This is a genomic window from Pradoshia sp. Z3_51 (assembly GCF_058215915.1).
This window is the reverse complement of record NZ_JBZAJC010000002.1, coordinates 405,642-425,781: the sequence shown is the minus strand read 5'-3', so window position 1 is coordinate 425,781 and position 20,140 is coordinate 405,642. Positions and strand designations below refer to the sequence as shown.

The window sequence follows — 20,140 nt, the reverse complement described above, 5'->3', positions numbered from 1 at the left end:
ATAAGAAGGCCAAGATATCCTATCATTTCAATAATTACACTAGCCCTAATCGAATAAGGCTCTCTGCAATTTGAACAGAATTCCAGGCGGCCCCTTTTAATAGGTTATCGGAAACAACCCACATATGGAACCCGGCATCTTCGTCCAAATCTTTCCTTACTCTCCCAACAAAAACTTCATTCTTCCCAACACAATCTGCCGGCATTGGATAGACTTGATTGGCGGGATCATCCTGAAGGACAATTCCAGGAGCATTTAGTAATATTTCTTTTACTTGCTCAGCACTGACACCGTTATTTTCAATTTCTATATACACGGATTCTGAATGACCAACTGCGATTGGAAGGCGAACGCATGTTGCTGCTACCTGCAGTGACGGCAAATGCATAATTTTCTTCGTTTCATTTACCATTTTCATTTCTTCAAATGTATACCCATTCTCACCGAAAACATCAATCTGAGGAATAGCATTAAAAGCTATCTGATAATGTTTTTCCGCACCTTTAACAGGTAATATAGATGGATTAACAGTCTTACCGGCTAAAATATCGCTTGCTTGCGTATTTAATTCCTCAACAGCTGCTGCACCCGCTCCAGAAACAGCCTGATAAGTGGAAACAATAATTTTTTTAAGTCCATAGGCTTTCCTGATTGGTTCAAGTGCTGCTACCATTTGGATTGTCGAACAATTAGGGTTAGCTATGATTCCCTGATGCTTACGAAGATCATCCTCATTCACCTCAGGAACTACAAGCGGAACATTTTCGTCCATACGGAAGGCACTTGTATTATCCACAACGATAGCACCCCTTTTAACAGCCTCAGGAGCTAATGCTTTAGATATACTTCCGCCAGCACTAAACAGGGCAATGTCTACCCCTTCAAAGCTCTCTGGCTTTGCTTCCTGTACTGTTATGGTCTCTCCATTAAATTCGATTTGTTTACCTGCTGAACGAGAAGAGGATAACAGACTTATCTTCCCAATAGGGAAATTCCTTTTTTGAAGAGTGTCAATCATTTGCTGTCCAACTGCACCAGTAGCCCCGACTACAGCTACGTGTAATTTTTTTTCATTCATGTTTGTTACCCCTTCCTATAAAATTAGGTATTTATTTTCATGTAAACTACTAGAAATAATAAGATATGCTGTCATAGCTATTTATATATTTTTTATAAAAGGAGCAACCTTCTTTTCAGAACAATGAATATATTCTTCTATAAAATATATCATAAGATATCTTTTTTTTAAATCATGCACTTTAATCTCTGTATTTTTCGATGATAATAGGCTGGATTTGTTTTGCCTCAAGAGCATATTCCACCGTTTCCACGAGACTTTCCATTCGGGCAACCATAGAATTTGGTTTTTTTTCAGGATCATCCTGGCCAAATGGAATGAAGTATATGTCCTTAGTGCTTAAGAGTCTCATTAAATTCACACCATTTAAACCTAGGGCATCATTTGTCGATATACCGAGAACAACTGGGCGATGATTCCGAAGTGTAGCTTTTGCAGCCATTAAAACGGGTGAATCATTTTGTGCATTTGCAAATTTACTCATCGAAACACCTGTCATGGGTGCAATCACCATACAATCCAACGGATATTTGGGACCTAAAGGCTCCGCATCGACGATGGTATCAATCGCTTTTCTGTTTGTCAGTTTTTCTATTCTTGCTATCCAATCCTCTCCCTTGCCAAATCTTGTGTCGGTATTTTTAACAGTATAACTGACAACAGGGACAACCTCGGCTCCTGCATGTACCAGCTTTTCAATTTGTGGATATACTTCATCATACGTACAGTGCGATCCTGTCAATCCAAACCCTATTCTCTTCCCCTTAACATCCATCATGGTGTCTCCCTTCCATTTCCTAAATCATCCAACAATAACTGTCCCAGCACATTTGCAATAATCTGACCGGCTGTCTTTGGGGCCACTATACCGGGTAACCCTGGTGCTAATATGGCTTTAACTCCACGTTTTTCTGCATATCTAAAATCTGTTCCGCCCGGTTTCGAAGCCAAATCAATAATCAACGTTCGGGACGGCATCCTTGAAATAATTCCTGCGGTAATGATTTTGTGAGGAATCGTATTAATGCAAATATCCACATTTTCAACCACAGATTCCAACGCAGATAAATGGAAGGGAGTTAACCCCATTTCCTCTATTCTGGCTATATGTTCTGATTTACGGGCACCAACTTGAACTTTGGCCCCCAGTCCATGGAAAGCACGTGCCACACTCATTCCCACTCTTCCTAATCCAAGAACAATCACATTTGATCCGTGTATCGTAAAATCTGTATGCTGAATGGCCATCATAATGGTACCTTCTACTGTGGGAATAGAATTATAAATAGCTACATCATCTCGTTCAAATAATTGAACTAGTTTACGGTTTGCCTGTTTCGTTATATTTATTAAATAATCATTGCTTATACCGGAATAGATTGTACAATGTTCCGGTGTCTCCTTTAAAAAAGCTTCTGTCAGGATGACTTGCATATTTGAAAAAATGGTATCCAGCTTACCTTCCATATTTGTGCCAGCAACAGGCAAAATAATCGCATCCAGCTCTTTTACCGGCAAATCTTCCAGTTTTTCCTTTACTGCTCCCGTGTATGCATGTGCTAACTGTTCAAAACCTGTTAAATATACCTTTGCGTCCAACTCGGTTAATTTTCGAATCACTTCAAGCTGCCTGGCATCTCCACCAAGAACGGCAATATTCATTCCTGTGAGCATGGAAGATTTTCACCTTCTTTATTTTTTAAAGATCAATTCATACAACCCATAGTATGAAATACAGGAACCAGACGTGATAAAAACGAGGTAAACAAAAAAAAAACGCCCTTCGGCGTTTTTTAAGTTTCCTTTATTGAATTTCCGTCAGGAATATCAATGATGACCATATCCGTACCAATCTTTTTTATTTGACTCCATGGCACACGGACCTCATCACCATTCTTTCTAAAACCAAACCATTTTCCAGATGGGATTAAAAGGGCGGTTATTTGTCCGGTTAACTCATCGATCTCAAGGTCTGTTTGACCAAGGACGCCCAATCGTTCTGCTTTTTTTACATCCACAATTTCTTTGCCACTTAATTCGCTCAGCTTCATTTTAGGACACTCCTATCACATTCTGCTTAATCTCACTATATGAATGAGTGACATCCTTTTAGAAGAAAAAGTTGTTCCAAACACGCAAAAAAACAAGCCAGCGCAAAATCCAATGGATGTTCACGCCAGCTTGCCAGAGATTTATTTTTTAATCTAAGTTCCACTCATCTTGCGGACCCAATAAAGCTGCTGCATAGGAGTCTGTAAAAATATCTTCTATACACTGATTTACGCTGTTAAGCGAAACAGCATCGATTAATTCAACTATGTCATCAAGAGTTCGATGTCTACCCAATAACAGCTCATTTTTACCGTTACGGCTCATTCGGCTGTTTGTGCTTTCTAAGCTTAGCATCAAACTTCCTTTCAGCTGCTCTTTACAGTTATCAAGCTCTTTGGCAGTAATGCCGTCATTACGCAATTCAGTAAGAGTTTCCTGTATTGTATCATAAAGCTGATGAACTTGGTTTGCCCCTGTTCCACCATAAATAACCACCATACCATTATCCTGATAGGAGGTATGATAGGAATAGACACTGTAAGCAAGCCCTTTTTCTTCTCGCACATTTTGGAATAAACGGCTGCTCATAGATCCTCCAAGTACATTGTTCAGAGTGATTAAGCTATAAATATTTTCATTGCCTATATCATAACCGTTGTACCCAAGACATAAATGGGCTTGTTCGGTATCTTTTTTTCTGACAATCTTATTGGTATGGAAAGTTGGTTTTTCCAATTCAGGACGTGCTGTACCGCCTTCATAGCTTCCAAATAAACCTTCAACCTGCTTGATAAAACTCTCATCCACATTCCCTGCAATCGAGATTACCACTTTATCAGGTGTATAGTGATTATAGACATATTGTTTCAATGTCTCTGAATTAATGGTATCAAGAATTTTATCTGTACCTAAAATAGGGTAACCAAGCGGGTGTTTTTCGTAAACAGCCTGGCTTAAAATATCATGAACAATATCATCAGGTGTGTCTTCATACATCTTAATCTCTTCGCAAACTACATTTTTTTCTTTTTTCAATTCCTCTTCAGCAAATGTAGAATTAAAGAACATATCACCAAGAACATCCAGCGCATAAGGTGCATGATCGTCCAATACTTTGGCATAGTAGCACGTATATTCTTTTGAGGTGAAAGCATTTACCTGACCGCCAATCCGATCAAATGATTCGGCTATTTCTTTGGCAGATCTTGTTGTTGTTCCTTTAAAAAACATATGCTCCAAGAAATGCGAAATTCCATTATTCAAGGAATCTTCATTTCGGGAACCGGTTTTAATCCAAATACCAATCGCCACTGACCGAACAGTAGGGATTGTTTCCAATACGATACGGACCCCATTTTGACAAGTATATTTTTTTATCAACAAATGTTCCTCCTATTCATGATGCCCCTCTTTATTACCATACCCAATATGTATACATTTTTATAGCATAGAGAAACTTTCCCGCCAAAATAAAGGCAGGAAAGTCTTCAGGGACTTATACGTTCTTCTTTGAATGCCTCACTGACAGGTACAATTTTATATTCCTTCTCAATGTTCTTGATTAATATATCCATTGATTTTGATGTTGATTCTGTTGGGTGCATAAGAATAAGCGCACCTTTATGTATGTGGTCAAGGACCCTTTTTGTTAAGACTTCCGGTGTGGGTTTTTTCCAATCTACTGTATCAACTGTCCATAATATAGTTTCCATTCCAAGACTTGCTGCAACCTTAACTGTACGATCATTAAAACTTCCGCTCGGAGGTCCAAATAGCTTAGGAGTATATCCTGTTACCTCCTGGATGACCCGGTTTGTTTCGCTGATTTCTTTCTCGGCAGCCGCAGCTGATAATTGTTGCATATTTGGATGAGTATATGAATGATTCCCTAATTCATGACCGGCTGCTGCTATCCGCTTGGCTAGATCCGGATTATTCTTTACCCAGCGTCCTTCCAATACAAATGTAGCATGAATCTTATGTCTCTTTAAAGTGTCCAGCATTCCTTCAATATACTCATTACCCCAGGCTACATTAATAATAAAGGATACAACGGGTTTATTTGGATTCGCACGGTATATTGGCGATGGTGGCAAGTCTTGTAAATGAACATTAGGGCTGATTTCTTTGAAAATGAGTTGGGCTTCCTGAAATTTACCCTTAGTTTTCATCTTTTTATAAGATTTCTCAATGTTGACCTGAATGCCATTGTATCCGGGTGTTTTCTTCCACACCTTATCTATAACAGCGTCTACAGGCTCTTGATTATATGTTTTAGCTGCTTGTTCAATTTGTTGGTACAGTTCATCATTTGTATTTGTAACATAAGCGACAGTTCCATTTGGAATACCTTTTACATATTGGTCCATAAATGAGCTTTGCACCAACACCCATGATATAACGCAAATGGTACAAAATGCAAGAAATTGCAACAATTTTTTATCCATCTCTTCTCCTCCTCACACAAAATGTATGAGCGGGTAGGACGGGTTAGAACTGCTAGGCTCCATAATTAGAAATGAACATTATTAAAAGACTAGGAAACCAATGTCTCCTAGCCGACCAAGTCATGTTTATTTCTGTTCTGCTTTTTCTTTTTGTTCTTTTAGAACTGCTTTACGAGATAGGTTGACTCTTCCTTGTCTGTCTATTTCAGTTACCTTCACAAGGATCTCATCACCAATTTTTACTACATCCTCGACTTTTCCTACACGTTCTTCTGCCAGTTCAGAAATGTGGACAAGACCATCTTTTCCTTTGAAGATTTCAACGAAGCATCCAAATTTCTCAATACGTTTAACCGTACCAAGATAAATTTGGCCAACTTCAACTTCGCGTACCAAATCTTCAATAATCGTTTTAGCCTTTTCATTCATTTCCTGATCAGTGGATGCGATGTAGATTGTACCATCCTGCTCGATATCAATTTTTACACCGGTTTCTTCAATAATTTTATTGATTTGTTTTCCACTTGGTCCAATAACGTCTCTGATTTTGTCAGGTTTAATAGCCATCGTTAAAATCTTAGGCGCATATTGAGAAAGATTTTTTCTTGGCTGCTCTAATGTGCTTGTAAGGTGATTCAGAATATGATTCCGGCCCTTTTGAGCTTGCATTAATGCTTCCTCTAAGATTTCACGAGTCAGACCTGCAATTTTTATGTCCATTTGAAGTGCAGTTACACCTTTTGCTGTACCGGCTACTTTAAAGTCCATATCACCCAAGTGGTCTTCCATTCCTTGAATATCGGAAAGAACTGTATAATGTTCTCCCTTTTTAATAAGACCCATTGCAATTCCTGCTACCGGCGCTTTAATTGGAACACCGGCATCCATTAATGCCAATGTGCTTGCACAAATACTTGCCTGAGACGTAGAGCCATTAGATTCAAGTACTTCTGATACAAGACGAATAGTATATGGAAAATCATTTTCATTTGGAATAACCGGCTCAAGCGCTCTCTCACCTAATGCACCATGTCCGATTTCACGTCTGCCTGGTCCTCTGATAGGTCCAGTTTCACCAACGCTGAAATGCGGGAAATTATAATGATGCATGAAACGTTTAGACTCTTCAAGGCCAAGCCCGTCCAATATCTGAACATCTCCTAATGCACCCAGTGTAGCAATAGAAAGGGCTTGAGTTTGTCCACGAGTAAATAATCCGGAACCATGAGTACGAGGCAATAAGCCAACTTCAGAGGATAATGGGCGAATTTCTTCAGGACTTCTTCCATCAGGGCGGATTTTCTCTTCCGTAATTAAACGGCGAACTTCATCCTTCACCAATTTACTCAAGATTTCATTTACTTGCTTAAGCTTCTCTTCATCAGCTTCTTTTTCTTCAAAGACAGCAACAACTTTTTCTCTTACTGCTTTGATTGCATCTTCACGAGCATGTTTTTCTTGAACTTGCACAGCAGTGTTCATTTCTTCTAAACACATACCTTTAACTTCCTCGATTAATTCTGCATCTAGCTCATAAAGAGTTATTTCACGTTTTTCTTTACCAACTGCAGCCACAATCTCATTTTGGAATGCAATCAGTTTCTTGATTTCATCATGTCCAAACATGATAGCTTCCAGCATGGTTTCTTCCGGCACTTCCTGTGCTCCTGCTTCAACCATGTTAATAGCATCCATTGTTCCTGCAACAGTTAAATGAATATCACTGTTTTCAAGTTGTTCGATCGTTGGGTTAATGACAAACTTACCATCAACGCGACCTACAATAACACCGGCAATTGGTCCTTCAAACGGGATATCAGAAACACATAGCGCCAATGAGGATCCGAACATAGCTGCCATTTCAGTTGGGCAGTTTTGATCTACACTAAGAACCATACTCACTACTTGTACATCATTACGGAACCCATCTGCGAACAGCGGGCGAATTGGACGGTCGATTAGACGACTTGTAAGTACCGCTTTTTCACTTGGTCTACCCTCACGTTTAATGAACCCTCCAGGGATTTTACCTACTGCGTATAATTTTTCTTCATAGCTTACAGTTAATGGGAAGAAATCTAAATTCTTCGGTTCCTTTGAAGCTACAGCTGTACTTAATACGGCTGAATCGCCATAGCGAATCAAAGCAGCACCATTAGCTTGTTTTGCTAATTGGCCGATTTCAACCGTTAATGGACGTCCTGCCCAATCTAAAGAAAATGTGCGTTTTGTTTGCTCCATATCTTCATTGCTCCTCTCTACTTACAATAATCTACAAAATTTATCCTGTTTCTCATCATTTTGACAAGATCTGTTGGATTTCAATCAAATTAATATTAGTATACTCCATAGTTGTCGAGTTAAAAAGCGACATTACCCTTTAACTTTCCTCTTTCTCCTCTATGTATAACAAAAAAGCGGGAAAAATCCCGCTTTTTCTGAGTAGTTTATCGACGTAAACCAAGCTTGTTGATTAATTCGCGATAACGAGTAACGTCTTTATTACGCAGGTAAGTAAGTAAGTTACGACGTTTACCTACCATTTTCAAAAGACCGCGACGTGAGTGGTGATCTTTCTTGTGAGTGCGTAAGTGTTCGTTAAGTGTGTTGATTTGTTCAGTAAGGACAGCGATCTGAACTTCTGGAGAACCAGTGTCGCTCTCATGAGTTTTGTACTCATTAATGATCTCATTTTTACGCTCTTGCGTTAATGCCATCCTAATTCACCTCCTAAAATTTTCAAAATCCCCTATTCCTGAGCGAACGTTGGTGATGCGCTTAGCCAAGGAAAGGTTCTTTTCATACGATATTAAGAATACTACTTCTTGGTTAAAAAAGCAAGTACTTAATTCACTCCAAAATATTCTATTGCGAATTGTTTATCTTTTTCAAGCTGAGTAACCAATTGTTCCACAGAGCTGAATTTCTGTTCACTCCGTATGCGTTTATGCCACTCTACCACAACTCTCTCTTGATAGATATCAGCCTCAAAATCTAATAGATGTACTTCTATAGTGGGAATCTCTTCTTTTTCCGTATGAAAAGTAGGTTTATAGCCTACATTACATATACCATTATACCAATTACCGCGTACTTTCATACGTACGCAATAAACTCCGGTACCAGGAAGATAATAATCGGGGTCCACTTCTATATTGGCAGTAGGAAACCCTAATAACCTCCCGCGTTTCTCTCCATCTACAATACATCCTTTAACAGTGAAATCCCTGCTTAATAATTGATTAATTGTTTCAGTATGGCCGTTAATTAATTCCCCTCGAATACGAGTTGAACTGATTTTTTCCTCTCCAAGATCTTGCTTTGACACGGTTGTTACATCAAACATACCCTTTGCATGGTGCGGAAGAGTTTCCATAGTTCCTCTTCCGTATTGTCCATATGAATAATCAAAGCCGGCAACCACATGCTGAATATGCAATGAAATCAAATAATCATCCACAAATTTTTGTGGTGAAAGACTTGAAAAATCAGGTGTGAATTGGACAATAAAAAGATAATCCAACCCCAAGTTCTTCATTAATTTAATTTTATCCTGCAATGGTGTTAAGAGCCTCACGTGCTTAATATGTTTATTCAAAATAACAGATGGGTGAGGATCAAATGTCATCACCGCTGTTGCCAGCCCTTTTTCTTCACCAATTTGTTTTACCGTTTCAATAACCTTTTGATGGCCAATATGAACGCCATCAAAATAACCAAGAGCTACTGCTATTGGCGGAAAGTCCCCCCGCTTATAGTCATGGGGATGTGTAATATTGATTATTTTCATCTCTATTCCCCTCTAATTTCAATCTCCATCCATATCATACTATATAAATGGAATAACTTTAACCGGTTTACACAATCCTTTTTTCTCTGGATGATGCTGATAAATTGCCATTAGTTCTTCTTGTTCATTAAAAATAGCAAAAGGACTCTCCGTATTTTCGGCAGATAGGTTGTCAGAGGTCAGTACAGCACCATTACGGACTTTTTCTGCAATTTCACTGGAAACCTTAATAATCGGCAGATTGGGAACCCCTTCTTCTATAGGCTTCAGTACGTCGCTTACAGTGCCCTTCTCCGCATGTAAAGCCAGCTGTTCAAGTGTAATTGCATCACGAAGGGTGAAAGCCGCTGAGCGTGACCTGATGAGCTTAGACATATGGGCTGGATAGCCTAATTGGTCACCTATCATGCAGGAGAGCGTTCTGATATACGTTCCTTTCCCACAGGAGACACGAAAAGAAAACGAAATAGATTCACCTTCAAATTGTTCTCTATCGTCCAAAAGCTCGATTTCATAAATATTCACCTTGCGCGAGGGGATGTCTACCTTTTCTCCCTTTAACGCGTACTCATACAAGCGCTTTCCATTTACTTTAACAGCTGAGTAGATTGGGGGTGTTTGAACAATCGTTCCTGTGAGCGAGTTCAAAATCTCGATAATCTCAGTACGTTTTATCGGCTTCTCAATTACCTTCTTATCCACCATGTCGCCCGAAGCATCTTCTGTGGTTGTGGACCAGCCAATAGTCACTTCACCTATGTATTCTTTACCAGCATCCGTTATGTACTCCGCAACTCTGGTTGCTTTTCCAAGACATATAGGCAGTACACCTGTGACATCCGGATCCAACGTTCCTGTATGGCCGACTTTTTTCATCCTCAGTATTTTTCTGACTTTCATAATACAGTCATGAGAAGTAAATCCTGCCGGTTTATTGAGAATCAGGATTCCATTTAACTCTTCCATCACTATCAATCACCCTGTTCTCCAAATTTTTTATATAAAAAGGGGATAGACATAACGTCTATCCTAGTCCTTATTCATTGGGTTCTTTATTTTCCTGATGAATTTGATGCAATAGATTTTCAATTCTGTTTCCATAGTCAATCGACTCATCAAATTCAAAAATAATTTCCGGAGTTTTTCGTAATCGAATACGCTGGCCCAGCTCAGAACGAATAAATCCAGTAGCTTTAGCAAGACCTTTAAGTGTATCTTCTCTTTTTTCGGCATCACCGAGAACCGATATATAGACTTTGGCTTGCTGAAGATCACCAGAAACTTCAACATCTGTGACAGTCACAAATCCAACTCGTGGATCCTTGATTTTTCTGCCAAGTATTTCACTGAGTTCTTTTTTCATTTGCTCTCCCACACGGGTAGCTCTAAGGCTCATATTTTTCACCTCTTTTAAAGCCATTCTATATTTGTCGCAATCCTTTCCAATTCAGGAAAAGAATCGAGGTAGGATAATGCTTTTTGCAATTCCCTTTCAGAACTGGTTCTGGACGACGAGACAACCACGATTGCGATAACCGTGCGTTGCCACATGTCCTGATAGTCAACCTCTGCGACAGAAACATTAAATTTTTGTTTTAATCGCGTCATAACGCGCTGCAGAATCGCTCTTTTTTCCTTTAAGGATTGAGCATTAGGAATCAAACATTCACATTCTGCCGCAGCAATCATGCTCTTTTAATTTCTTCCATTACATATGCTTCGATAACATCGCCTTCTTTAATATCATTAAAGTTTTTGATCGTTATTCCGCATTCGTAGCCTTGAGCTACTTCTTTCACGTCATCTTTAAAGCGTTTAAGTGTATCCAGTTCACCTTCAAAGATTACGATGCCTTCACGGATCAGACGGATTCCACTGTTACGTGTAATCTTACCATCTGTTACATAGCTTCCTGCAATTGTTCCTACTTTGGAAATTTTAATGGTTTGACGAACTTCAGCCTGACCGATTACTTTCTCCTCATACTCAGGATCAAGCATCCCTTTCATCGCTGCTTCAATTTCTTCGATTGCTTTATAGATAATTCTGTGCAGACGTACATCTACTTTTTCAGCTTCAGCAGCACGCTTAGCATTAACATCCGGACGCACGTTGAAACCAATTACAATTGCATTAGAGGCAGTCGCTAAAATAATATCGGATTCAGTAATTGCACCAACACCCGCGTGAATAATTTTAACTTTTACGCCTTCAACCTCAATTTTTTGCAAGGAAGCAGCTACCGCTTCAACAGAACCTTGAACATCACCTTTTACAATGATATTAATTTCTTTTACTTCCCCTTGTTTTAATTGATCAAACAAGTTTTCAAGTGTTACACGGGAGCTTTCATTACGTGAAGCTAGGATATGTTTTTGAGCACGAGCTTCCCCAACCTGACGTGCTGTTTTTTCATCTTCAAATACAACGAAGCGATCGCCTGCCTGAGGCACATCGTTTAATCCGGTAATTTCAATCGGAGTGGATGGGCCCGCTTCTTTAACACGGCGGCCTAAATCATTTACCATCGCACGTACTTTACCGAAAGTATCTCCAACAACTATTGGATCTCCTATACGCAGTGTTCCATTTTGAACAAGTAAAGTAGCGACTGATCCACGTCCTTTATCCAATTCCGCTTCAATAACCGTACCAATTGCTTTACGATTAGGATTTGCCTTATATTCATTTACTTCACTTACAAGTAAAATCATTTCAAGCAGTGTTTCGATACCTTCACCTTTTTTCGCAGACATTGGTACAAAAATAGTATCCCCGCCCCACTCTTCTGGTACCAGGCCATTTTCAACCAATTCCTGTTTTACGCGATCAGGATTAGCTCCTTCTTTATCCATCTTGTTAACTGCCACAATAATTGGAACCTCTGCTGCTTTAGCATGGTTAATCGCTTCAACTGTTTGTGGCATTACTCCATCGTCAGCAGCTACAACGATAATTGTAATATCCGTTACTTGAGCACCACGCGCACGCATTGTAGTGAAGGCAGCATGTCCCGGTGTATCAAGGAACGTGATTCTCTTGCCATCTACCTCAACTTGATAAGCACCGATATGCTGCGTAATTCCGCCTGCTTCGCCTTCAGTAACTTTTGTATTTCTGATTGCATCCAGCAATGTTGTTTTACCATGGTCAACGTGACCCATAATCGTAACTACTGCCGGTCTTTCCACTGTATTTTCATCTGGATTTTCATCATCCGCAATGACAGCTTCAAGATCTGTTACATCAATTTTAATGATTTCTTCTACTTCTACGCCATAATCAGCACAAATAAGTTCAATTGCATCTTTATCTAATTCTGCATTAATCGTTGCCATGACTCCAAGCATAAATAGTTTTTTGATAATTTCACTTGGTTCACGATAAATCTTTTTACTTAACTCCTGCACAGACAGAGATTCGGTGAATGTGATTTTCTCCGGTAATTCTCTTTCTTTTCTAGGTGTTGGTTGATAAGTTGACTTACTTTGATGACGTTGGTTATTTTTTTTATTTCGATTATTTCTGAAGTTACCTCTTTTTTGATTATCTTGCACGCTTTTTTTCCCTTCATTACCCTTAGATGCCGGTTTATTCTTTGTATTTTGATTAGTTCCCTGGTTATTCCTCGTTGCTGTAACACCAGGATTAGGTCTTGCGGAACTTTGAGATTGCCTTAAAGCTTGCTGGCCACCTCTTTGCTGGTTACTATTTGTTTGCTGTTTTTGTTGTTGCCCGTTTATATTTCCTCGGTTTTGGTTCTGGTTCTGATTTTGACTAGTTCTAGTTTGGTTAGTATTTTGAGGTTTCTCGGTATTTGTCTTTTCCGATTTAGGATTAAACAGTTTTTCTAATTTTTCTACTGCCTGATCCTCTAGAGCCGTCATATGATTATTGACGTCAATCCCCATATCTTTAAGTTTATTAATTACCACTTTACTAGAAACATTGTTCTTCTTCGCATATTCATATACACGTACTTTACCCATTCCTTCACCCCCGAATTAGTTAATCGAGCAAGGAGATTAATTTCTTTGCAAATCCATCATCAAGTACAGCGACTACCACTCTTGAATCCTTGCCTATTGCTTGACCAAGCACGGTTCGGTTTTCAACTCGGCATATCGGTACTTTGTAAAAATGACATTTGTCGGTGATTTTCTTTTCCGTGTTTAAAGAAGCATCTTTTGATAATAAAACTATTTTCGCTCGACGAGAGCGTATTTCTTTTATAACCAATTCTTCCCCGGAAATAACTTTTCTCGCTCGATATGCGAGTCCCAAAAGGGACATCCATTGTTTTTGCATCATGGTCGTGATTTGTTCTCCTTAGCAGCCAGCTTTAAAAGTTCTTCGTATATAGAAGAATCTACATCTGCCTCCAGATGATTAGATAGGCTATTCTTCTTTTTGGCAGCGTTAATGGCTTCCTCAGATAGGCTCAAATAGGCCCCGCGGCCTGATTTCTTGCCGGTCGGATCTATCGAAACCTCTCCTTCCTTGGAGCGAACAATCCGGATCATTTCTTTTTTTGGTTTCATTTCACCGGTGCCGATACATTTTCTCAGCGGTACTTTCTTTCGGTTGTTCACCATTTTCACCTCACCAATAGGATCATTCTTCTGTTTCATCATCGAGTCCGAATGTAAAGCCTTTAAATTCGAGCTCGTCATCATCACTTTCTTCAGTCAGGCGATTAACAGGATAGATTCCCGCTTCACGCGCATCTGTTTCACTCTTAATATCTATCTTCCACCCAGTAAGCTTTGCAGCAAGGCGAGCATTTTGCCCACGTTTACCAATTGCCAGGGAAAGCTGATAGTCAGGTACAATAACTGTTGTTGCTTTCTCTTCTTCATTCACAATGACTTCAAGAACTTTTGAAGGACTTAAAGCATTGGCTACGAAAACAACAGGGTCATCTGACCATTTTACGATATCAATTTTTTCGCCTTTTAGTTCGTTTACAATCGCTTGAACACGTTGGCCTTTAGGACCTACACAAGCACCTACCGGATCCACCTCATGATTATCAGTGTGAACTGATATTTTTGAGCGGTCTCCTGCTTCACGGGCAACAGATTTAATTTCAACTGTTCCGTCAAAAATCTCAGGTACCTCAAGTTCAAATAATCTCTTTAAAAGGCCCGGATGTGTACGTGAAACGAAAATTTGCGGCCCTTTTGAAGTTTTTTCTACTTTTGTTAGAAATACTTTATAACGTTCATGCGGTTGATAGGATTCATTCGGCATCTGCTCGTTGGCTGGAAGCAATGCTTCTGTTTTACCGAGAGCTACATATATATATTTAGAATCACGGCGTTGGACAATTCCAGTCATAATATCTTCTTCACGGTCAATAAATTCATTGTATACAATGCCTCTTTCAGCTTCACGGACACGTTGAGTTACAACTTGCTTAGCTGTTTGAGCTGCGATACGACCAAAGTTTTTTGGTGTAACTTCAAGCTCCAGAACATCTTCTACTTCATAGTTTGGATTGATGCTTTTTGCTTCTTCCAAAGAGATCTCAAGGCGGGAATCAAAAACTTCATCAACAATTTCTTTACGAGCAAATACACGCATGGATCCATTCACCAAATTAAAATCCACACGGACATTTTGAGCCTGGTTAAAATTTCTCTTATAGGCTGATACAAGAGCGGCTTCAATCGCCTCAACGAGCACATCCCTTGAAATTCCTTTTTCCTTTTCTAAAATGGTCAGTGCATCGAGTAATTCATTACTCATTTTACTAATCCCCTCCTTACAATCTTAAACCCTTATGAAAAACTAATCGCTAATCTTGCCTTGGCAATCTTATCATAAGGAATAGTTATTTCCTTTTTACGTGTTTTAATTTTAATTTCGATTATAACGGTGTCACCATCAAAATCTTTTAAGATACCTTCAAACTCTTTTTCATTATCAATCGGTTCATATGTTTTAATATGTACATTTTTACCGACTGCCTTCATAAAATCGCTATCTTTTTTTAATGGGCGTTCAGCACCTGGAGAAGAAACCTCCAGGAAATAGTTATTGGAAATTGGATCTTTTTCATCGAGCTTCTCGCTCAACCTTTCAGAAACAATACCGCATTCTTCAATGTCCACACCGTTTTCCTTATCGATATACACTCTAAGGAACCAGTTTCTGCCCTCTTTTACATACTCTACTTCAACGAGCTCGAGGTTTAATTCTTCGAGGATCGGGGCAGCCATTTCCTCGACAATCTCAGTGACTTTCTTGCTCATGCTTTCACTCCTTTACGTCTATGTAAACGACTGAATATCATCCTAATACAAACGAAAGAGTGGGTTTCCCCACTCTTTAGCACATACGTATCAGCAGTAATTCTTACTTGAATATAACATAAAGAGTTGGTTTTTGCAAATTAGCGATTCTGTATCAGAATAAAGAAAGTTGGTTTTGATCAGGCATATCTCCCAAGCAACCATGATTATCCAAGTATTCTAATATAGTTTTGGAAACTTTGCCTCTTTGCTGCAAATCTTCTTTAGATAAAAATTCGCCGTTTTCTCTAGCTTTCACAATATTGAAAGCCGCATTCGTTCCAAGTCCTGGGATTGCATTGAACGGTGGAATTAAAGTATTTCCGTCAATAATAAATTCATTTGCACTGGATCGATATAAATCAACTTTTTGGAAGCTATATCCGCGCTCACACATTTCAAGTGCTATTTCAAGAACAGTCATCAAGTTTTTCTCTTTAGTAGAGGCTTCGAGACCTTTTTGATTGATTTCATCAATGCGGGAACGAATCATTTCTGATCCTTTCACCATCGCATCAAGGTCAAAATCATCTGCACGAACCGTGAAATAAGCTGCGTAGTACAGGAGTGCATGGTGCACTTTAAAATAGGCAATACGGACAGCCATTAATACATATGCTGCCGCATGGGCTTTCGGGAACATATATTTAATCTTTTTACATGAGCCAATATACCATCCTGGTACATTGTTCTTCAGCATTTCTTCTTCCATTTCCTCGGAGAGCCCTTTCCCCTTACGGACAGACTCCATAATTTTGAAGGCAAGTGATGGATCAAGACCCTGATAAATTAAATACACCATAATATCATCACGACAGCCAATTACCTGGCTTAGATTACAAATATTATCCTGAATCAATTCCTGTGCATTGCCGAGCCACACATCCGTACCGTGTGAGAGCCCGGATATTTGAACAAGCTCTGCAAAAGTGGTTGGCTTAGTATCCTCAAGCATTTGCCTTACAAAACGAGTACCAAATTCCGGTACACCGAGTGTACCTGTTTTGCAATTGATTTGTTCTGCAGTAACACCAAGTACTTCCGGTGTACTGAAAATCTTCATGACTTCAGGATCGTCTGTAGGAATCGTTTTTGGATCTATTCCGCTTAAATCCTGTAGCATCCGGATTACAGTTGGATCATCATGACCCAGAATATCAAGCTTCAAAATATTATCATGGATGGAATGGAAGTCGAAGTGAGTCGTTTTCCATTCAGAGTCACTCGCATCAGCCGGGAACTGGATAGGAGAGAAATCATAAATATCCATATAATCTGGAACTACAATAATTCCGCCCGGATGCTGCCCGGTTGTACGCTTAACCCCTGTACATCCACTTACTAAACGATCTGTTTCTGCTGAACGGAAATGCAGATTATTTTCCTGTGCATATCCTCTAACATATCCATATGCCGTTTTTTCAGCTACCGTACCAATCGTTCCTGCTCGATATACATAATCTTCACCAAACAGAACTTTTGTGTAATTATGAGCCTGCGGCTGATATTCACCTGAGAAGTTTAAGTCAATATCTGGAACTTTGTCTCCCTTGAAGCCAAGGAATGTTTCAAACGGAATATCATGTCCATCTTTCACATAGCTTACAGCGCAGTCCGGACAATCCTTATCTGGAAGGTCAAAACCTGACCCGACCGATCCATCATTAAAGAATTCAGACTTCTTACACTTCGGACATACATAGTGAGGAGGCAATGGATTTACTTCCGTTATTTCAGTCATCGTTGCCACAAAGGATGAACCTACGGAACCACGGGACCCAACCAAGTATCCATCATCAAGTGATTTCTTAACCAGCTTATGCGAAATTAAGTAAATAACCGCAAATCCATGACCAATGATACTCTTCAATTCTTTTTCAAGACGAGCTTCCACAATCTCCGGCAAATTTTCACCGTAAATCATCCGTGCTCTTGTATAGCTCATTTCCCGAATATCCTCTTCGGCACCCTCGATTTTCGGTGTATATAAATCATCTTTAATCGGTTTGATTACATCAATTAAATCGGCAATTTTATTGGTGTTTGTTACAACAATTTCTTTTGCTTTTTCTTGCCCAAGGAACGAGAAGCAATTCATCATCTCATCCGTTGTACGGAAATGTACATCAGGCAAGCTGTGACGATTTAGAGGGTTTGCTCCCCCTTGTGAATTGATTAATATTTTTCGATAGATTTTATCATTTGGATTCAGGTAATGAACATTGCCTGTCGCCACAACTGGTTTGTTTAATTTCTCTCCCAGCTTTACAATATTGGCGATTATAGATTCAAGAGCCTTATCGCTTTGAACCAATTCCATTTCGATAAGAGGAGCGTAAACTTCTTTTGGATGCACCTCAAGATAATCATAGAATTCAGCGACACCCTCTGCCTCTTCAAATGATTTTTGCATCATATTTTCAAATACTTCGCCGCGATCACAGCCGGATCCAACCAAAATCCCTTCTCGATATTGCATAAGGACGGATCTTGGAATCCTTGGGACACGGTAAAAATAATCAATATGAGCAATGGAAACAAGCTTAAATAAATTCTTTAAGCCTTCCTGTGTTTGCGCGAGTAATGTGCAATGATACGGACGCGCTCTCTGGAATGCTTTCCCTTTTCCCATATTGTCATTTAATTGATTATGATTCGTAATGCCTTTTTCATTAGCATCCTTTAACATTTTCATTAACAAATGACCGGTCGTTTCAGCATCATAAATCGCACGGTGATGCTGAACAAGCTCTACATCAAATTTTTTCGCCAAATTGTTCAGGCGGTGATTTTTCATATCCGGATAGAGGAAACGAGCCAGCTCCAGTGTATCTATGACCGGGTTGGTAGCTTTACCAAAACCGAGCTTTTTATAACCCATATTCAAGAAGCCCATATCAAAGCTCGCGTTATGCGCAACAAAAATTGCATCCTCAGACCAATCCCTGAACTTCGTCAAAACTTCATCGACTTCAGGGGCATTCTCTACAAGGTCATCCGTAATCCCTGTTAAATTAATGGTTGTAGAAGATAATTTATGATGTGGATTGGCAAAAGACTCAAAGCGATCTATAATCTCACCATTTCTCATCTTAACTGCCGCAAGCTCGATAATGGTGTCATATATGGCAGAAAGTCCTGTTGTTTCCACGTCAAATACAACATAAGTGCTTTCTTCCAAATTTAAATCTGCCGTATTGTAAGCAATCGGCACACCATCATCCACTAAATTTACTTCTACGCCATATAAGATTTTAATATTATTTTTCTTTCCGGCAGCGTAAGCCTCAGGGAATGACTGTGCGACCGCATGGTCTGTTATAGCAATCGCTTTATGTCCCCACTTAGCTGCCTGGGACACTAGTGTAGAGACCGGTGTAACAGCGTCCATTTGGCTCATTGGTGTATGCAAATGTAATTCAACACGCTTTTCATCTTCAGGGGCTGTATCCTTACGATTTTTACCTGCTATTTCATTAATATCATTTGCAATCATTACTAAGTCACGGACGAATGTATCATTTTGTACACTTCCCTGTACACGTACCCACATACCTTTTTTCACACGTGCCAATTGGCTTGCATCTTCTCTGTCGCGTGAGAACATTTTAACAAGAATGCTATTTGTATAATCCGTAATTTTAAAGGTTAATAAGGTGCGTCCGCTCTTTAACTCTCTTGTTTCAGCATCAAAGACATATCCTTCAACGGCAATACGACGTTCTTCTTCAACAATCTCATCAAGTGTCTTAAAGTCAGCATCCGGCTTGATTTTGTACCCGATAACCAATGGACCTTCAGGTACTCCGCCATCATCCTTTGCCTCTGCGGCCTTCTTCATATCCTGAACAGCCTGCAGAGCTTTTTCTTCATCTTCTATTTGCTTTTGCTTTTTGAATGTCTCCATTGCCTCACTGTATGCATCTTTATCTACAATGGCATCGAGCTGCAATGGCGGAAAACCAAAACGCTGATAAACTTCTGAAATTAAGCCGGTATATTTCCGTTTAAGCTGGCCAGCCTCTGCATCGTTACGAGCAGTTACAATCAGCTTATTCCCTTCAACCTTTGGAACTTGTCCATGCAATAATTCCAGAATTGCCGGAGAAATTCCATCGATTTCGCTAATACAGTTTTTCCAATAATCCGTAATCAATTCATTCGTAATGAGTGGATTCCTAACCTCAACCGAATACCCGACAGTGGCTATTGGAGAAAAGACCTGCATTAATTGTGTCGTAAATCTGGTCCAAATACTGCAAGGAATTATATGTTCAAATCTGAAAAAGAAATGCCATTTGCGGGCAACTTTTTCAATGATTACTTTATCAATTTCCGCATTGGAAAAATGCACAACAACCGCATCTTCCGTCAGCTGAAGTTGCTGGAGCAACGTTCTGAATTTATCTTGTTTAATACGAGAATTTTCTTCCATTTCTATCTCTCCCAAACGTCATTCTCCTTTTCCGTCTTGTAA

General features: G+C 39.5%; 18 protein-coding genes. All 18 read right to left on the bottom strand.

Annotation, left to right across the window (positions count from 1 at the left end; genetic code table 11):
* Positions 1–34: 34 nt before the first annotated feature.
* Entirely contained in the window at positions 35–1,078 is a 1,044-nt protein-coding gene (asd, locus tag AC4BHA_RS05710) for an aspartate-semialdehyde dehydrogenase (RefSeq protein WP_066100321.1), read from the bottom strand.
* Positions 1,079–1,259: 181 nt separating this feature from the next.
* Entirely contained in the window at positions 1,260–1,853 is a 594-nt protein-coding gene (locus tag AC4BHA_RS05705; protein ID WP_490558371.1) for a dipicolinate synthase subunit B, read from the bottom strand.
* Positions 1,853–2,752, bottom strand: coding sequence for a dipicolinic acid synthetase subunit A (dpaA, locus tag AC4BHA_RS05700; protein ID WP_066100326.1), 900 nt, complete (start codon positions 2,750–2,752; stop codon positions 1,853–1,855). The genes AC4BHA_RS05705 and dpaA overlap by 1 nt, the downstream gene beginning before the upstream one ends.
* 119 nt (positions 2,753–2,871) lie before the next feature.
* Positions 2,872–3,129 carry a YlmC/YmxH family sporulation protein gene (locus AC4BHA_RS05695; protein ID WP_139891221.1) on the bottom strand — a complete coding sequence of 86 codons (258 nt, stop codon included), beginning with the start codon at positions 3,127–3,129 and terminating at the stop codon, positions 2,872–2,874.
* Between the two features lie 148 nt (positions 3,130–3,277).
* Positions 3,278–4,510, bottom strand: a complete 1,233-nt coding sequence (locus tag AC4BHA_RS05690; RefSeq protein WP_066100332.1) for a M16 family metallopeptidase — start codon at positions 4,508–4,510, stop codon at positions 3,278–3,280.
* A gap of 107 nt (positions 4,511–4,617) precedes the next feature.
* Complete coding sequence (locus AC4BHA_RS05685) at positions 4,618–5,577, bottom strand: polysaccharide deacetylase family protein (RefSeq protein ID WP_490558277.1); 960 nt, start codon at positions 5,575–5,577, stop codon at positions 4,618–4,620.
* Positions 5,578–5,703: 126 nt separating this feature from the next.
* The gene (gene pnp, locus AC4BHA_RS05680; RefSeq protein ID WP_066100333.1) at positions 5,704–7,818 is read right to left on the bottom strand and encodes a polyribonucleotide nucleotidyltransferase; all 2,115 of its coding nucleotides are present in this window, start codon (positions 7,816–7,818) and stop codon (positions 5,704–5,706) included.
* 206 nt (positions 7,819–8,024) lie between these two features.
* Positions 8,025–8,294 (bottom strand): 30S ribosomal protein S15, encoded by a 270-nt coding sequence (rpsO, locus tag AC4BHA_RS05675; protein ID WP_066100335.1) that lies wholly within the window; start codon positions 8,292–8,294, stop codon positions 8,025–8,027.
* Between the two features lie 128 nt (positions 8,295–8,422).
* Complete coding sequence (gene ribF / locus AC4BHA_RS05670) at positions 8,423–9,367, bottom strand: bifunctional riboflavin kinase/FAD synthetase (protein ID WP_490558276.1); 945 nt, start codon at positions 9,365–9,367, stop codon at positions 8,423–8,425.
* A 39-nt stretch (positions 9,368–9,406) separates the two neighbouring features.
* Positions 9,407–10,333, bottom strand: a complete 927-nt coding sequence (gene truB / locus AC4BHA_RS05665; protein WP_490558370.1) for a tRNA pseudouridine(55) synthase TruB — start codon at positions 10,331–10,333, stop codon at positions 9,407–9,409.
* Between the two features lie 70 nt (positions 10,334–10,403).
* Entirely contained in the window at positions 10,404–10,763 is a 360-nt protein-coding gene (gene rbfA / locus AC4BHA_RS05660; RefSeq protein ID WP_490558275.1) for a 30S ribosome-binding factor RbfA, read from the bottom strand.
* A 14-nt stretch (positions 10,764–10,777) separates the two neighbouring features.
* Positions 10,778–11,056: a DUF503 domain-containing protein gene (locus tag AC4BHA_RS05655; RefSeq protein ID WP_490558274.1), complete on the bottom strand. Its 279-nt coding sequence runs from the start codon at positions 11,054–11,056 to the stop codon at positions 10,778–10,780.
* On the bottom strand, positions 11,053–13,356 hold the full coding sequence (gene infB, locus AC4BHA_RS05650) for a translation initiation factor IF-2 (protein WP_490558273.1): 2,304 nt from the start codon (positions 13,354–13,356) through the stop codon (positions 11,053–11,055). Before infB ends, AC4BHA_RS05655 begins: the two co-directional genes overlap by 4 nt.
* Positions 13,357–13,375: 19 nt before the next feature.
* Complete coding sequence (locus AC4BHA_RS05645; protein WP_139891224.1) at positions 13,376–13,678, bottom strand: YlxQ family RNA-binding protein; 303 nt, start codon at positions 13,676–13,678, stop codon at positions 13,376–13,378.
* The gene (gene rnpM / locus AC4BHA_RS05640; RefSeq protein ID WP_066102270.1) at positions 13,675–13,962 is read right to left on the bottom strand and encodes an RNase P modulator RnpM; all 288 of its coding nucleotides are present in this window, start codon (positions 13,960–13,962) and stop codon (positions 13,675–13,677) included. Before rnpM ends, AC4BHA_RS05645 begins: the two co-directional genes overlap by 4 nt.
* A gap of 19 nt (positions 13,963–13,981) precedes the next feature.
* Positions 13,982–15,118, bottom strand: coding sequence for a transcription termination factor NusA (nusA, locus tag AC4BHA_RS05635; protein WP_490551804.1), 1,137 nt, complete (start codon positions 15,116–15,118; stop codon positions 13,982–13,984).
* 32 nt (positions 15,119–15,150) lie between these two features.
* Entirely contained in the window at positions 15,151–15,624 is a 474-nt protein-coding gene (gene rimP / locus AC4BHA_RS05630) for a ribosome maturation factor RimP (protein WP_066100348.1), read from the bottom strand.
* A gap of 154 nt (positions 15,625–15,778) precedes the next feature.
* Positions 15,779–20,098: a PolC-type DNA polymerase III gene (locus AC4BHA_RS05625; RefSeq protein WP_490552001.1), complete on the bottom strand. Its 4,320-nt coding sequence runs from the start codon at positions 20,096–20,098 to the stop codon at positions 15,779–15,781.
* Positions 20,099–20,140: the final 42 nt, after the last annotated feature.

Bases quoted from the DNA above. Each gene is read 5' to 3' on its own strand.
- asd (WP_066100321.1), bottom strand. From the start codon at position 1,078: ATGAATGAAAAAAAATTACACGTAGCTGTAGTCGGGGCTACTGGTGCA.
- AC4BHA_RS05705 (WP_490558371.1), bottom strand. From the start codon at position 1,853: ATGGATGTTAAGGGGAAGAGAATAGGGTTTGGATTGACAGGATCGCAC.
- dpaA (WP_066100326.1), bottom strand. From the start codon at position 2,752: ATGCTCACAGGAATGAATATTGCCGTTCTTGGTGGAGATGCCAGGCAG.
- AC4BHA_RS05695 (WP_139891221.1), bottom strand. From the start codon at position 3,129: ATGAAGCTGAGCGAATTAAGTGGCAAAGAAATTGTGGATGTAAAAAAA.
- AC4BHA_RS05685 (WP_490558277.1), bottom strand. From the start codon at position 5,577: ATGGATAAAAAATTGTTGCAATTTCTTGCATTTTGTACCATTTGCGTT.
- pnp (WP_066100333.1), bottom strand. From the start codon at position 7,818: ATGGAGCAAACAAAACGCACATTTTCTTTAGATTGGGCAGGACGTCCA.
- rpsO (WP_066100335.1), bottom strand. From the start codon at position 8,294: ATGGCATTAACGCAAGAGCGTAAAAATGAGATCATTAATGAGTACAAA.
- ribF (WP_490558276.1), bottom strand. From the start codon at position 9,367: ATGAAAATAATCAATATTACACATCCCCATGACTATAAGCGGGGGGAC.
- truB (WP_490558370.1), bottom strand. From the start codon at position 10,333: ATGGAAGAGTTAAATGGAATCCTGATTCTCAATAAACCGGCAGGATTT.
- rbfA (WP_490558275.1), bottom strand. From the start codon at position 10,763: ATGAGCCTTAGAGCTACCCGTGTGGGAGAGCAAATGAAAAAAGAACTC.
- AC4BHA_RS05655 (WP_490558274.1), bottom strand. From the start codon at position 11,056: ATGATTGCTGCGGCAGAATGTGAATGTTTGATTCCTAATGCTCAATCC.
- infB (WP_490558273.1), bottom strand. From the start codon at position 13,356: ATGGGTAAAGTACGTGTATATGAATATGCGAAGAAGAACAATGTTTCT.
- AC4BHA_RS05645 (WP_139891224.1), bottom strand. From the start codon at position 13,678: ATGATGCAAAAACAATGGATGTCCCTTTTGGGACTCGCATATCGAGCG.
- rnpM (WP_066102270.1), bottom strand. From the start codon at position 13,962: ATGGTGAACAACCGAAAGAAAGTACCGCTGAGAAAATGTATCGGCACC.
- nusA (WP_490551804.1), bottom strand. From the start codon at position 15,118: ATGAGTAATGAATTACTCGATGCACTGACCATTTTAGAAAAGGAAAAA.
- rimP (WP_066100348.1), bottom strand. From the start codon at position 15,624: ATGAGCAAGAAAGTCACTGAGATTGTCGAGGAAATGGCTGCCCCGATC.
- AC4BHA_RS05625 (WP_490552001.1), bottom strand. From the start codon at position 20,098: ATGGAAGAAAATTCTCGTATTAAACAAGATAAATTCAGAACGTTGCTC.